Raw genomic sequence first — 13038 nt, 5'->3', positions numbered from 1 at the left:
ATCCATATCAAAGTGTAACTGGGGCAAGCTAGTCACCCACCCCAGCAAGGTAATCGTCTATTAGACTGATTTTACCGGGATTTGTTCACCGTTTTGAGCCTTAGCTTGGGTGCGTTTCGTGCGGTCAATCACATCGCCTACCAATTGTCCGCATGCCGCGTCGATATCATCGCCACGGGTCTTACGTACCGTCACCGTAAAGTCATACTCCATCAGGGTCTTCATGAAGCGATCAATACGCGAGTTGCTCGGCTTTTTGTACGGCGAACCTGGGTAAGGGTTGAATGGGATCAGGTTTACTTTCGCAGGGGTATCTTTCAACGTTTCTGCCAATTGACGGGCATGTTCCATGCCATCGTTAACATGGTCGAGCAAGATATATTCCACAGTAACTCGGCCACGGTTGGCATTCGACGATGCGATGTAGCGACGTACCGAGGCAAGGAAATCATCGATGTTCCAGCGGTCATTGATTGGCATAATTTCAGAGCGAAGCTCATCAGTCGGCGCATGCAGAGAAATCGCCAGGGCAACATCGATATTGCCGGTCATCTGATCAAGGCCTGATACAACCCCCGACGTTGAAACTGTTACACGACGCTTGGACAAGCCGAAACCTAGATCATCTAGCATGATTTCAAGCGCTGGGATCAGGTTCTTCATGTTAAGCAAAGGCTCACCCATACCCATCATTACCACGTTGGTAATTGGGCGACGGCCAGTTTCTTTCTCTACACCGATCTCTTTGGCTGCACGCCAAACCTGACCAATGATTTCCGACACACGTAGGTTACGGTTGAAGCCTTGCTGGGCCGTTGAGCAGAATTTACATTCCAACGCACAACCCACCTGAGATGATACACACAGCGTCGCGCGGTCATCTTCAGGGATATAGACCGTCTCTACATCCTGATCGCCAACCTTCATGGCCCACTTGATAGTACCATCACTAGAGTGTTGCGCTTCCGATACATACGGCGCACGGATTTCAGCAACTTGCTTTAGCTTTTCACGCAATTTCTTGTTGATGTTCGTCATCTGATCGAAATCATCACAACCGAAATGATAAATCCACTTCATAATCTGATCCGCACGGAAGGCTTTTTCGCCCAACTCCTCGGCAAAATACTTACGCAGCCCCTTGCGATCAAAATCCAGCAGATTCGTTTTAACAGTTGTCATCGGTTGTTGCCTCTTTAAATTACGTGACGTTATCTGTGCCTTGGGCATACCATTCGCGGTATACGACAGGACCTTTGAATACCAAACCCACGGCAAGTGGTATTTTCCACCAGCCTGTAATCAGTTTGGTTTTATAGCCAAGTAACTGCAAGGCGCTAAATTCAGCGAGGAAGACCTGGAGTCACTTGGCTATAAGGCGCGAAATTGTACAGGCTTTGACGGTGAGATTCCACTTGTTAACAAGCGTGGTTACGACTGTCAGGCAAATAAAAACGGGAAGCGTATAGCTTCCCGTTTTATTTTGACTGATTGAATGACTTAGCTGACTTAGCCGCGAGGGCAAATCTCATCATCAGCAAAAAAATAGGCGATTTCACGTGCGGCAGAGACCGGGCTGTCAGCACCATGTACTGAATTATGGCGCAGGCTCAGGGCATAGTCAGCACGCAACGTACCGCAAGCGGCTTCTTCTGGGTTGGTCTTACCCATTAGCTCGCGGTAACGTACAACGGCATTTTCACCTTCCAGTACCTGCACCATTACAGGACCAGACGTCATAAACGCCACTAGATCATCAAAGAATGGCTTGCCCTCATGCTCGGCATAGAAGCCTTTAGCTTTATCGGCATCCATGTGGATCATCTTAGCGGCCACCACGCGAAGGCCTGCTTTTTCAATCCGGTTGTAGATAGCGCCAATCAAATTACGTTTAACGGCATCTGGCTTTACGATTGAGAATGTTCTTTCAATTGTCATTATTATATTTCCCCTCAGGCTTAAATCTTCTAAAGCAGCATCGCTGCTATGTTGGCAACACCTACCCCGGTTGCACCTGCCGCCCAGCGGGCATCGGCACTGTCACGGAAGCAAGCCGCCAAATCAAAATGGACCCAGCCGCAGTTGTCGGTATCAACAAAACGCGACAGGAAAGCGGCAGCATTAGATGCGCCGCCCATACCGCCACCTTTTTGCACTCGGCTGTTAGCGGTATCTGCGTAGTATGACGGGCAGTTCGACTGGTGCCAGGTTTCCAGCGGCAACGGCCATGCAGGCTCGTTAACTAAATCAGACAGTTGCTGTGCCTTGAACACCAACTCCTTGTCTAGCCCAAACAACGCATTGTAGTCAGTACCCACTGCCATCATCGCAGCGCCGGTCAGTGTCGCGGCATCAATAATGAGTGGCGCTTTGGTTTCACTGGCCGCTATCAAACCATCAGCCAATACCAAACGCCCTTCAGCATCGGTATTAACGATTTCTGCCGTCTGACCATTCTTGTACGTTAACACATCACCAAGCTTATAGGCGTTTCCAGCAATCAGGTTTTCGGCACAACACAGGATCAACTTCACACGTTGGCGCAAACCTTGCTCGATAGCATACCCCAAGGCAGCCGTTACAGTGGCCGCACCACCCATATCGCACTTCATAGTGACCATACCGGCACTTGGTTTGATACTGTAACCACCAGAGTCGAACGTGATCCCTTTACCGACCAAACAAGCAGAAACCGGAGCATTGGCATTACCGGTCGGATTGAAGTCTACGGTCAGCATCACAGGTGGCCGGCTGCTAGCACGACCAACACTGTGGGTCCCTATCCAGCCTTGCTCAGCCAATGCATCACCCACAACGACCTCATGGGAAAGGGCATCACCGGCAATGGCAGACAAGAAAGATACCGCTTCATCCGCAAGTTTTTCAGGATACATATCTTCCGGCGTGGCATTGACCACTTTGCGCACCCAGTCAGCACTGCGGCGGCGGGCATTGAGCAGTTCAAGTTCGTCCTCGTCAATCGAGGCCCAACGCAATACCACTTCGGCTTTTGGCGTGGCAAAACCACAATAGAACGCCCATTGGCGCTCATAGCTCCAACCTTCACCTTCTAGACTAGCTGCAGTGATCCCCTGTGACTGCAACTGACGGGCAGCCTGTTGGATACGGCGCAATGGGAAATCACCGGTAAAATGAATAACCGCGCCGTCAGCTTCATACGCCACCAGCGCTTTGTCACCCCATACACCTTCGTATTGGGCTGACGATAATGAAATTTTTAACATACTTTCTTCCTGAAAAAAGCTGCCGCCCTTAGGCGGCAGCAATAAGTCTTTTTAGTTTTAGTCTTGTTCGTGGTCACACAGGATGTTGGCTAGTGTACGTACCCCCATACCTGTCGCACCGGCAGCCCATTTGTCGTTTGCAGACTTACGGTAAGTACCGCTGGCATCGATGTGCATCCAGCCGTTCTGGTAATCTTCAACAAAGTAAGACAGGAATGCGGCAGCAGTACTTGCACCTGGCATGAAGTCACCCTGAGAGATATTACTCAGGTCAGCAAAGTTAGAAGGCATCATTGCACGGTGGTGATCAGCCAGAGGAAGCGGCCACAAACCTTCGTTCTCATCACTTGCTGCCATCAGCGCTTTCTGTGCCAGACCGTGGTCAAAACTAAACAGCGCGTGGTAGTCATTGCCCAACGCATTCTTAGCCGCGCCGGTTAGGGTGGCACAGTCAATGATCAACTCTGGGTTCTGGCTGCTTGCATAGATAAGGCCGTCCGCCAATACCAAACGACCTTCGGCATCGGTGTTAAGCACCTCAACCGTTTTGCCGTTCTTGTAGGTAATAATATCGCCAAGCTTGAAAGCACGGCCAGATACCATGTTCTCAGCACAGCATAGGATCAACTTGATACGTTTGTTGGTACCACGGGCGATGGCCAGTGCCAGTGCGCCTGTTGCCAACGCAGAGCCGCCCATATCCGCTTTCATCGCCGTCATACCCGCCGATGGTTTCATGCTGTAGCCGCCAGAATCGAAGGTGATCCCTTTACCGACCAAGCAAGTATGGACCGGCGCTTCGGCGTTGCCCGTTGGGTTATAGTCAAGGCGTAGCATTGCTGGCGAACGCTCTGAACCACGGCCAACAGTATGGATACCGTTCCAGCCTTCATCCAACAGATCGTTACCCTTGATGATTTTGTAAGTGACATGTTCCGGGGCAAGCGACTTGATAAATTCGCCCGCACGAGAAGCCAACTGCGATGGACGCACCACTTCTGCCGACTGGTTGATGATCTCTCGTACCCAGTTGGTTGCCATCAGGCGTGCCTGAAGTTCAGCTTCATCTGCCTCTGACAGGCCGCTCCAGCTAACTTCATTACCCGGCTTAGCATTACGGTGGCCCTGGACAAATGCCCAAATACACTCGAGATCCCAACCTTCACCAGCCAGTTCAACCTTCTTGATACCTTGTGAATCCAGTTTGCGGCCCGCACGCTGCAAAGAAGGCAGCACATTTTCTTCTGTCAGGTGTACTACCGCACCGTCAGCTTCAAAGGTTACCAGGGCGTTCTTGCCCCATTGTTCACCCGCTGCTTCCGCAGACAATAGCACACTCATTTTGGCAGACATGAATTACTCCTTGGATTGATGTTACCCCGCAGCTATGGCGCGGTAACGAGATGAGATAGGGCGTGCCTAACGCCTGAATACATTATCTTGCATGCATCTGGATAACAAATGAATGACAATGATGTTACCCGCTATAACAGTTGTTATTGGGGTTCATTTTAGCATTACAAGGGGTTTCACAGCGATTTCAGCACGTTCCGAGCTGCTCTCCCGCTAAGGGGAGGACAATACAGTTGAAAATATGGCCTATCAGCCAGTTTTCAGAATTTATCTTACTCTGCCTTGGTTGCAGCCAAGAAACAAGCTGTTTACAACGAGACTAAGAGCAAGATCATAAGGAGGTGGGTCTACAAGAAGGGAAATAAACAACCCAAATGATCAGTCCGCTTCTTCAATCCAGTACATTTGCACCGCTTCCAATACCCGCTCGCTACAATGTTTTGGGTCATCATCAAAGTCATCCAACGCCAAAATCCACTCTCTTAGGTCGGTAAAGCGGATCTTCTCCGGATCAACATCCGGATGCAGCTCGGACAGTTCAACTGCCAGGTCCCGTGAATCAATCCATTTCAAGCCCATCATTCTCTCCTCTTCAAATTAGCCTCTAGCCTCTAGCCTCTAGCCTCTAGCCTCTAGCCTCTAGCCTCTAGCCTCTAGCCTCTAGCCTTTTTAGTTTAGCCAACGTAGCACTACAAACAACGATCTTTCGGGCATAAAAAAAGCCCTGAGGGTATAACCATCAGGGCTTCAATAAGTATCGGGTTTTAGTGGTTTTCCGACGCCAAGTTCAAGGTGTACTTGGGAATCTCAACAACAAGATCTTCGTCGGCAACCTTGGCCTGGCAACCTAAACGTGATTCAGGCTCCAATCCCCATGCCTTATCCAGCATGTCATCTTCCAGCTCATCACTTTCTTCAAGTGAATCAAAGCCTTCACGAACGATACAGTGGCAGGTAGTACATGCACAGGATTTTTCACACGCATGCTCAATGCCAATACCGTTACGCAGAGCCACGTCAAGGATTGTCTCGCCTTCCTGCGCTTCTAACACTGCGCCTTCCGGGCATAGCTCATCATGGGGTAATACAACAATTTTAGGCATGCCTAAACCTCATCAATCGACTGACCAGCCAGGGCCCGGCGGATAGACTGATCCATCCGGCGAGATGCAAATTCCTGACTTGCCTTATCTGTTTTCTTAATTCCAGCTTCAATCGCGTGCGGATCAGTACCCTGACGCAATTGAACCAGTTCCATCATTACGGCTTCCAGCTCGTCACGCTCTTCTTTGCTCAGTAGGGTTTCACCGTCCTGAGCCAGCGCTGCAATCAACCCTTCCAGAACACGGTCCGCTTCCACTTGTTGCTCGGCAAGGGCGCGGGCGTCTTTATCATCCTGGGCAAAGGTCATTGAATCGCGGATCATCGTCGCGATTTCATCATCAGTCAGGCCGTAAGACGGCTTAACCTGAATAGAAGACTGTACGCCACTGCTCTTCTCCATCGCGGTCACCGATAGCAAACCATCGGCGTCTACTTGGTAGGTCACGCGAATATGCGCAGCACCTGCAGCCATCGCAGGAATACCACGTAGTGTGAAGCGTGCCAGTGAACGGCAGTCACTGACCATTTCACGCTCGCCCTGTACCACATGCACTGACATTGCTGTCTGGCCATCTTTAAACGTGGTGAATTCTTGGGCACGCGCGACAGGAATAGTCGTGTTGCGTGGGATGATTTTCTCGATCATGCCGCCCATGGTCTCAATACCTAGCGACAGTGGGATCACATCCAGCAGCAACATGTCTGCATCCGGCTTGTTACCCGCTAGGATATCAGCCTGGATAGCGGCACCAATCGCCACCACCTGATCAGGGTCGATAGAAGTCAGCGGCTCTTTGCCGAAGTAGTTACCAACCATTTCACGAACCAAAGGAACGCGGGTCGAACCACCCACCATAACGGTTTCGATAACTTCCTCTGCGCTGACGTCAGCATCTTTCAATGCACGGCGGCAAGCCATCAAGGTCTTTTTCACCAAAGGTTGGATCAAGGCATCGAACTGCTCACGGGTAACGGTGCCCTGCCAGCCAAGCACATCGACCAGCACTTCGTCGGCATCAGACAAGGCTTCTTTCGCTGCCTGCGCCGCATCTTGTAATTTACGCTGGGCAATCGCATCACGCTCAGTGATACCGGCTTGCTCGGCAATCCAATCCGCTAGCAGGTGGTCAAAGTCATCACCGCCCAGCGCGGAATCGCCACCGGTTGCCATCACTTCAAACACACCTTTCGACAAGCGAAGGATAGAGATATCAAATGTACCACCGCCCAAGTCGTAGACAGCAATCACACCTTCCTGGCCTGAATCCAAGCCATAAGCAATTGCTGCAGCCGTTGGCTCATTTAGCAGGCGCAGAACATTAAGGTTTGCCAGTTTCGCCGCATCTTTGGTACCCGCACGCTGGGCATCATCAAAGTAGGCAGGGACAGTGATAACCACACCTTCTAGTTCACCGCCCAGAGTATCTTGTGCACGCTGGTTAAGTGTCTTGAGGATTTCAGCTGACACCTGAACTGGGTTAACTTCACCGCCACGGGTGATCAGCTGTGGCAAACCGTTGTCCGTTGCACTGAACTGATATGGCATCTGCGGATAGCGTTCTTGGATATCCGCCAGAGAGCGGCCCATCATACGCTTAACAGAAATAATGCTATTGGCCGGATCCTGCTGGGCGATATCGCGGGCATCATGGCCAACAACCACTTCGCTTTCGCTGTAATGAACCGCCGATGGCAAAATCGCACGACCTTGCTCATCTTTCAGGGTTTCCGGAACGCCGCTGCGTACTGCAGCCACGAGAGAATTTGTAGTGCCCAGATCAATACCCACCGCCAACTTATGTTGGTGCGGCGCAGCGCTTTGACCGGGTTCAGCAATCTGTAACAGTGCCATTTTCGTTCCTGTGGTGTTTATACCGGGCTTGGGCAAAATCAATCAAGCAGGCTATCTTCCAAGCGCTCGACTTCTTCACGCAGCTTAACAATAAATTTCAGCTTGCGCACGGCGTCTGCCGCCACTTCCCAGTTTTCATCAACAAGTAATTGCTCAAGTTCAACCAACTGTGACTTGTACAGGGTTGAGGCGTGCTGTTCAAAATCAAACAACGCACTTTCTGGATCGTTCGACTCAGGGATCTCTTCCAGCTCTTCACGCAGCTCCATCTGTTGCATCAAGAAGGCAGGATCCTGCAACGTCTTCTGCTCACCTCGGATATCTACGCCGTTAACCGACAACATGTACTCTGCACGGGAGATAGGGTTTTTCAACGTTTGGAAGGCATCGTTGATTTGCGCAGCTTTTTGTACCGCCATCAGACGATCGCGTTCTGATGCCGTAGCAAAATTGTCTGGGTGGAAATGACGCTGCAGTTCGCGGAACTGTGTTGCAAGAAGGCTACCGTCCAGCTGAAACTGAAAAGGTAGCCCAAAGAGTTCGAAATGATTCATAGCGCGTGAGTTTCTGTAAAAACTGAGTCTGAAAATAATTGAACCTGACTCTCCCTTTAGAAAAGGCAGCAATCAGGTTCAATTGGCTCAGCGATTATACGTTGAAGCTTTCACCACAGCCGCATTCGCTGGACACGTTAGGGTTGTTGAACTGGAAACCTTCGTTGAGACCTTCTTTGGCAAAGTCCAACTCGGTACCATCCAGATATACCATGCTCTTGGCATCGATGATGATCTTCACACCTTTTTCTTCAAAGATCTGATCGCCTTCATCTAGCTGGTCAACAAATTCCAGTACATAGGCCATTCCTGAACAACCTGAAGTCCGGACACCCAACCGTAGGCCGATGCCTTTTCCTCGGTTTTCTAGGAAAGTAGCTACGCGACTTGCTGCCGCTTCAGTAATCGTTATGGCCATACAACAACCCTTTGAGAATTAATCTTCGTGTTTCTTCTTGTAATCGCTAACTGCAGCCTTGATTGCGTCTTCCGCAAGGATTGAGCAGTGAACTTTTACTGGTGGAAGCTCAAGTTCTTCAGCAATCGCTGAGTTCTTGATGCTAGCAGCTTCGTCCAGCGTCTTACCTTTTACCCACTCAGTGATCAGTGAGCTTGAGGCAATCGCAGAACCACAGCCATACGTTTTGAACTTGGCATCTTCAATGATACCTTCTTCAGTCACTTTGATCTGAAGTTTCATTACGTCGCCACAGGCAGGTGCACCCACCATGCCGCTACCTACATTTTTGTCGCTTTTATCAAATGAGCCTACGTTACGCGGGTTCTCATAATGATCGATAACTTTTTCACTATATGCCATGACAGTTTCCTCGAATACGTGATGACCGCAAGATTAGTGGTGTGCCCACTCGACCGTGTTTAGGTCAATACCTTCTTTGTACATATCCCAAAGCGGAGACATGTCACGTAGTTTCTCAACCGCACCGCGGATCTGTGAAACTGCGTAGTCTACTTCTTCTTCCGTCGTGAAGCGACCGAAAGAGAAGCGAATTGAGCTGTGTGCCAGTTCATCGTCCAAACCAAGGGCACGAAGAACATATGATGGCTCTAGGCTAGCTGATGTACATGCCGAGCCAGATGATACCGCAAGATCTTTCAGTGCCATCAGTAGCGATTCGCCTTCAACGAATGCAAAGCTGATGTTCAAGTTCTGAGGTACACGCTGCTCCAAATCACCGTTGATGGTCATCGCTTCGATGCCTTCAAGGCCTTTCAGCATACGCTCGCGTAGGGCAAGGGCGTGCTGGTAGTCTTTGTCCATCTCTTCTTTGCCGATACGGAATGCTTCCCCCATACCAACAATCTGGTGAGTCGCTAGAGTACCGGAACGGAAACCACGCTCATGGCCGCCACCGTGCATCTGTGCTTCAAGACGGATGCGTGGCTTACGGCGAACGTATAGGGCACCGATCCCTTTTGGACCGTAAATTTTGTGCGCAGATAGAGAAATCAGGTCAACTTTCATTTCCTGAACATCGATAGGTAGCTTACCCGCTGACTGAGCAGCATCAACGTGGAAGATCACTTTCTTCTCACGGCATAGCTCACCGATCGCTGCGATGTCTTGGATAACACCGATTTCGTTGTTCACGTGCATGATTGACACTAGCACCGTGTCTTCACGCATAGCGTCACGCAATTTCGCCATGTCGATAATGCCATTTGCTTCAGGCTCTAGGTAAGTTACCTCGTAGCCTTCACGCTCTAGCTGGCGACATGGGTCAAGCACCGCTTTGTGTTCTGTTTTACAGGTGATCACGTGCTTGCCCTTCTTACCGTAGAAGTGGGCTGCACCTTTGATAGCCAGGTTGTCTGACTCAGTTGCACCTGAAGTAAATACGATTTCGCGCGGGTCTGCATTTAGCAGCTCAGCAATCTGCTCACGAGCGGTATCGACCGCTTCTTCAGCCTGCCAACCAAAGCGGTGAGAACGAGAAGCCGGGTTACCGAAGTTTCCATCCATGGTCATGCATTGCACCATTTTTTCTGCAACGCGAGGATCTACTGGGCAAGTAGCGGAATAATCAAAATATATTGGCAGTTTCATCTTCATCTCCGAAAACACGGACGTCTGGTCTCTAGGAGCGAACATCGACACCGATTGAGGTGTTGTCGTGTGTATTTTTATGTCCAAATGACGACTTAGTTAGAATCTGGTCCTGGCGACCAGAAATTTCTTGTACGTCATTGTCTTGCATCAACTCACCAAGAGTGATGTTGTTCAAAAAGCCGCTGATACGGGAGCTCAAGTCACGCCATAGCGTGTGTGTCAGGCAACGCACGCCACCTTGACAGTCTCCTTTACCGTGACACTTAGTCGCATCTACGGATTCATCGACGGCAGCGATCACCATACCGACAGCAATGTCGTTGGCATCTTCGCCGAGGCGATATCCCCCACCCGGTCCACGAACACTGGCTACCAAACCAGCCTTGCGCAGGCGAGAGAACAACTGTTCTAGATAGGATAATGAGATCCCCTGACGTTCTGAAATATCAGCCAGAGGAACCGGACCATCCTGAGAGTGCAAAGCCACGTCTAACATGGCCGTGACTGCGTATCTTCCTTTTGATGTCAATCTCATAACACACCGCTACCCACGTTTGTTTATGGGGGGAGTGTCGCATACCTGACTAAAACGGTCAAGTATTTACCTGAGTAATTTAGTCAGGCTTTTAGCCATTCAGAGTTTGTGTCTATTTCTCTGGGCGAGAGAGTGACTTTTCTATTGAAGAAAGGATACCACGCAAGATATTCAACTCCTGTGATTCCGGTCTTGCCCGGGAAAACAGGCGACGCATCTTGGTCATTACCATTGATGGCTTATCTTTACTGATAAAGTTGGTCTTGGTCGCAACATTTTCAAGGTGCTGATAGAACATTTCCAGCTCCTTCATCCGAGGGTATTCCTCAACCTGCTGTTGCGATTGGAATTTTTCCGATTCCAAAAAAGCCATGCGGATTTCATAGCTCACCGTTTGTACTGCCATCGCTAAATTCAACGAACTATATTCAGGGTTAGCCGGAATATATACATGGCAGTGACAACGCTGTAATTCTTCATTGGTCAAACCGGTGCGTTCGCGGCCGAACAGAATAGCGACATTATGGGTAGGTGCTTCGGCAATGGTTTTGATCCCACACTCACGGGGATCCAACTGCGGCCACTCCAGTGTACGGGAACGGGCACTTGAGCCAACCACCAAGCCACAATCAGCAATAGCCTCATCAAGGCTAGACACGATTTTCGCTTGCTCAACGATATCAGAAGCACCCGCCGCCAGTGCGTAGGTTGTTTCATCTATTTCACAGGCAGGGTCTACCAGAACCAGGTTGGTTAGCCCCATCACTTTCATCGCACGGGCAGCTGAACCGATATTGCCGGGATGTGAGGTGCCTACGAGAACGACACTGACTTTTTCTAACATAGGAGGTGCTACTTTCAACTCTATCAATCGAACCGACAGATTTTAACACAGGCATTTTAAAAATGGTGAAAACATGTAAAAACTTTATACCAATAACGATTTGTCCCTCACTAACCGAGCAAAATCCCGCCACCGTAACGTGCTTCATTCGTACGAATAAAAAATAACCACTTCCCTTTTGCCCTAGCTCTGATATACTCGCCGCCGCTTTTTAGTTCTTTAACATCCGTTGGGAAGATCCTATGCATCCTATGCTGAATATTGCCATTCGTGCTGCACGAAAGGCTGGTGACCATGTCATTAAATCTCTAGAAAAATCACAAGCTATTGAAGTAGCTAACAAAGGCAATGATGTTGTTACTAACATCGATAACGAAGCAGAAGCTATCATTATCGACACTATCCGTAAGTCATACCCTGATCACTGCATCATTGCAGCAGAAAGCGGTACGATTGAAGGCAAGGACAAAGAATGCCAGTGGATCATTGACCCAGTGGATGGCACCAAGAACTTCGTTCGTGGTTACCCTCACTACGCAATCTCTGTTGCACTACGTATGCGCGGCCGCACTGAAGTGGCAGCGGTTTACGACCCAGCACGCAACGAGCTTTTCACAGCAACACGTGGCGCAGGTGCGCAGCTAAACAGCCAGCGTATCCGTTCATCTCAGCCTCGCGACCTAACTGGTACAACTCTGGCTACAGGCCTACCGTTTGCTGCCAAGCAGCACTCAGAAAGCTTCATGAAAATCCAGAGCGCTCTATTCGTAGAGTGTGACGATATGCGCATGTCTGGCTGTGCTGCCCTAGACCTATGTTACCTAGCGGCTGGCCGTGTTGACGGTGTATTCCGCCTAGGTCTTAAGCCATGGGAAATTGCTGCTGGTGAGCTAATCGCTCGCGAAGCTGGTGCTATCTGTGCTGACTTCACTGGCAACACTAACCACCTTGTGACTGGCAACATCGTTGCTGGTAACGCACGCGTAGTTAAGCCTCTGCTAAGCAAAATCCGTGAACACGGTAGCGACGCACTAGCGAAGTAATTCTCGCTAAAGAAAAATATCAAACGCCCCGGTGATGAAAATCACCGGGGCGTTTTTTTGTCTCTGAGATCCTAGATTTGAGTTCCTAGTTCCTTGAGGGGTGCTGGGTGCTGGGTGCTGGGTGCTGGGTGCTGGGTGCTGGGTGCTGCAAAAGCGTTTGCTCTTAGCTAATCAATGTCAAGCTCTTCGCTCTTGTTCTTTCGCTCTACCCGCTTTTCCTAGAGCCAGTTAATCCTAGGCCCCCATTTTTCCTTTTCCTAGGAACTAGGACCTTTTTTTCCTCGAACCATGCTCTTTCTTTTCCTAGGATCTTATATGGACTCCCTTGGGAAATCAACAAAGAAACAAAACTAAAACAAGGTATAGATGCGCACTTATATACGGGCTTTTTTGGGGAGCTACCCCGCCCTAAAATGTAGTCGCACCAGTAAGCTAAC

The 13038-nt window shown here is 49.8% G+C and carries 14 protein-coding genes; 1 reads left to right on the top strand and 13 read right to left on the bottom strand.

The window, feature by feature from the left end:
• Nucleotides 1-60: 60 nt before the first annotated feature.
• The 13 genes from rlmN to trmJ form a co-directional block, all read right to left on the bottom strand.
• Nucleotides 61-1182, bottom strand: coding sequence for a dual-specificity RNA methyltransferase RlmN (gene rlmN, locus C9J01_RS27110; protein WP_107301187.1), 1122 nt, complete (start codon nucleotides 1180-1182; stop codon nucleotides 61-63).
• 327 nt (nucleotides 1183-1509) lie between these two features.
• The gene (gene ndk, locus C9J01_RS27105) at nucleotides 1510-1938 is read right to left on the bottom strand and encodes a nucleoside-diphosphate kinase (protein ID WP_107301186.1); all 429 of its coding nucleotides are present in this window, start codon (nucleotides 1936-1938) and stop codon (nucleotides 1510-1512) included.
• Between the two features lie 29 nt (nucleotides 1939-1967).
• Nucleotides 1968-3245, bottom strand: coding sequence for an aminopeptidase PepB (gene pepB, locus C9J01_RS27100; RefSeq protein ID WP_107301185.1), 1278 nt, complete (start codon nucleotides 3243-3245; stop codon nucleotides 1968-1970).
• A 57-nt stretch (nucleotides 3246-3302) separates the two neighbouring features.
• Entirely contained in the window at nucleotides 3303-4598 is a 1296-nt protein-coding gene (gene pepB / locus C9J01_RS27095) for an aminopeptidase PepB (RefSeq protein WP_107301184.1), read from the bottom strand.
• A 378-nt stretch (nucleotides 4599-4976) separates the two neighbouring features.
• Complete coding sequence (gene iscX, locus C9J01_RS27090; RefSeq protein WP_107301183.1) at nucleotides 4977-5177, bottom strand: Fe-S cluster assembly protein IscX; 201 nt, start codon at nucleotides 5175-5177, stop codon at nucleotides 4977-4979.
• Between the two features lie 185 nt (nucleotides 5178-5362).
• Nucleotides 5363-5701: an ISC system 2Fe-2S type ferredoxin gene (fdx, locus tag C9J01_RS27085; protein ID WP_036816639.1), complete on the bottom strand. Its 339-nt coding sequence runs from the start codon at nucleotides 5699-5701 to the stop codon at nucleotides 5363-5365.
• Nucleotides 5702-5703: 2 nt separating this feature from the next.
• Nucleotides 5704-7554 (bottom strand): Fe-S protein assembly chaperone HscA, encoded by a 1851-nt coding sequence (gene hscA / locus C9J01_RS27080; RefSeq protein WP_107301182.1) that lies wholly within the window; start codon nucleotides 7552-7554, stop codon nucleotides 5704-5706.
• Nucleotides 7555-7592: 38 nt separating this feature from the next.
• Nucleotides 7593-8108: a co-chaperone HscB gene (hscB, locus tag C9J01_RS27075; protein ID WP_107301181.1), complete on the bottom strand. Its 516-nt coding sequence runs from the start codon at nucleotides 8106-8108 to the stop codon at nucleotides 7593-7595.
• A gap of 94 nt (nucleotides 8109-8202) precedes the next feature.
• Complete coding sequence (gene iscA / locus C9J01_RS27070) at nucleotides 8203-8526, bottom strand: iron-sulfur cluster assembly protein IscA (protein WP_107301180.1); 324 nt, start codon at nucleotides 8524-8526, stop codon at nucleotides 8203-8205.
• 18 nt (nucleotides 8527-8544) lie between these two features.
• Nucleotides 8545-8928 carry a Fe-S cluster assembly scaffold IscU gene (gene iscU, locus C9J01_RS27065; RefSeq protein ID WP_107301179.1) on the bottom strand — a complete coding sequence of 128 codons (384 nt, stop codon included), beginning with the start codon at nucleotides 8926-8928 and terminating at the stop codon, nucleotides 8545-8547.
• 33 nt (nucleotides 8929-8961) lie between these two features.
• A complete protein-coding gene (locus tag C9J01_RS27060) occupies nucleotides 8962-10176 on the bottom strand; it encodes an IscS subfamily cysteine desulfurase (protein WP_107301178.1) in 1215 nt (404 codons plus the stop codon).
• Nucleotides 10177-10207: 31 nt separating this feature from the next.
• A complete protein-coding gene (gene iscR, locus C9J01_RS27055) occupies nucleotides 10208-10714 on the bottom strand; it encodes a Fe-S cluster assembly transcriptional regulator IscR (RefSeq protein ID WP_107301177.1) in 507 nt (168 codons plus the stop codon).
• Between the two features lie 112 nt (nucleotides 10715-10826).
• Nucleotides 10827-11558 carry a tRNA (cytosine(32)/uridine(32)-2'-O)-methyltransferase TrmJ gene (trmJ, locus tag C9J01_RS27050; RefSeq protein ID WP_107301176.1) on the bottom strand — a complete coding sequence of 244 codons (732 nt, stop codon included), beginning with the start codon at nucleotides 11556-11558 and terminating at the stop codon, nucleotides 10827-10829.
• A 242-nt stretch (nucleotides 11559-11800) separates the two neighbouring features.
• On the opposite strand from trmJ, the gene suhB reads away from it, so the two are divergent.
• Entirely contained in the window at nucleotides 11801-12601 is an 801-nt protein-coding gene (gene suhB / locus C9J01_RS27045; RefSeq protein WP_107301175.1) for an inositol-1-monophosphatase, read from the top strand.
• Nucleotides 12602-13038 lie beyond the last annotated feature (437 nt).

Origin of the sequence: Photobacterium rosenbergii, from assembly GCF_003026455.1 — a bacterium.
GTDB lineage: Bacteria > Pseudomonadota > Gammaproteobacteria > Enterobacterales > Vibrionaceae > Photobacterium > Photobacterium rosenbergii.
Note: the sequence above shows the minus strand (reverse complement) of the source record. Positions and strands in the feature narration are given on the sequence as shown.

What these genes read in the sequence shown, in the direction of transcription:
- rlmN (WP_107301187.1), bottom strand. Translation starts at nt 1,182, where the DNA reads ATGACAACTGTTAAAACGAATCTGCTGGATTTTGATCGCAAGGGGCTG.
- ndk (WP_107301186.1), bottom strand. Translation starts at nt 1,938, where the DNA reads ATGACAATTGAAAGAACATTCTCAATCGTAAAGCCAGATGCCGTTAAA.
- pepB (WP_107301185.1), bottom strand. Translation starts at nt 3,245, where the DNA reads ATGTTAAAAATTTCATTATCGTCAGCCCAATACGAAGGTGTATGGGGT.
- pepB (WP_107301184.1), bottom strand. Translation starts at nt 4,598, where the DNA reads ATGTCTGCCAAAATGAGTGTGCTATTGTCTGCGGAAGCAGCGGGTGAA.
- iscX (WP_107301183.1), bottom strand. Translation starts at nt 5,177, where the DNA reads ATGGGCTTGAAATGGATTGATTCACGGGACCTGGCAGTTGAACTGTCC.
- fdx (WP_036816639.1), bottom strand. Translation starts at nt 5,701, where the DNA reads ATGCCTAAAATTGTTGTATTACCCCATGATGAGCTATGCCCGGAAGGC.
- hscA (WP_107301182.1), bottom strand. Translation starts at nt 7,554, where the DNA reads ATGGCACTGTTACAGATTGCTGAACCCGGTCAAAGCGCTGCGCCGCAC.
- hscB (WP_107301181.1), bottom strand. Translation starts at nt 8,108, where the DNA reads ATGAATCATTTCGAACTCTTTGGGCTACCTTTTCAGTTTCAGCTGGAC.
- iscA (WP_107301180.1), bottom strand. Translation starts at nt 8,526, where the DNA reads ATGGCCATAACGATTACTGAAGCGGCAGCAAGTCGCGTAGCTACTTTC.
- iscU (WP_107301179.1), bottom strand. Translation starts at nt 8,928, where the DNA reads ATGGCATATAGTGAAAAAGTTATCGATCATTATGAGAACCCGCGTAAC.
- C9J01_RS27060 (WP_107301178.1), bottom strand. Translation starts at nt 10,176, where the DNA reads ATGAAACTGCCAATATATTTTGATTATTCCGCTACTTGCCCAGTAGAT.
- iscR (WP_107301177.1), bottom strand. Translation starts at nt 10,714, where the DNA reads ATGAGATTGACATCAAAAGGAAGATACGCAGTCACGGCCATGTTAGAC.
- trmJ (WP_107301176.1), bottom strand. Translation starts at nt 11,558, where the DNA reads ATGTTAGAAAAAGTCAGTGTCGTTCTCGTAGGCACCTCACATCCCGGC.
- suhB (WP_107301175.1), top strand. Translation starts at nt 11,801, where the DNA reads ATGCATCCTATGCTGAATATTGCCATTCGTGCTGCACGAAAGGCTGGT.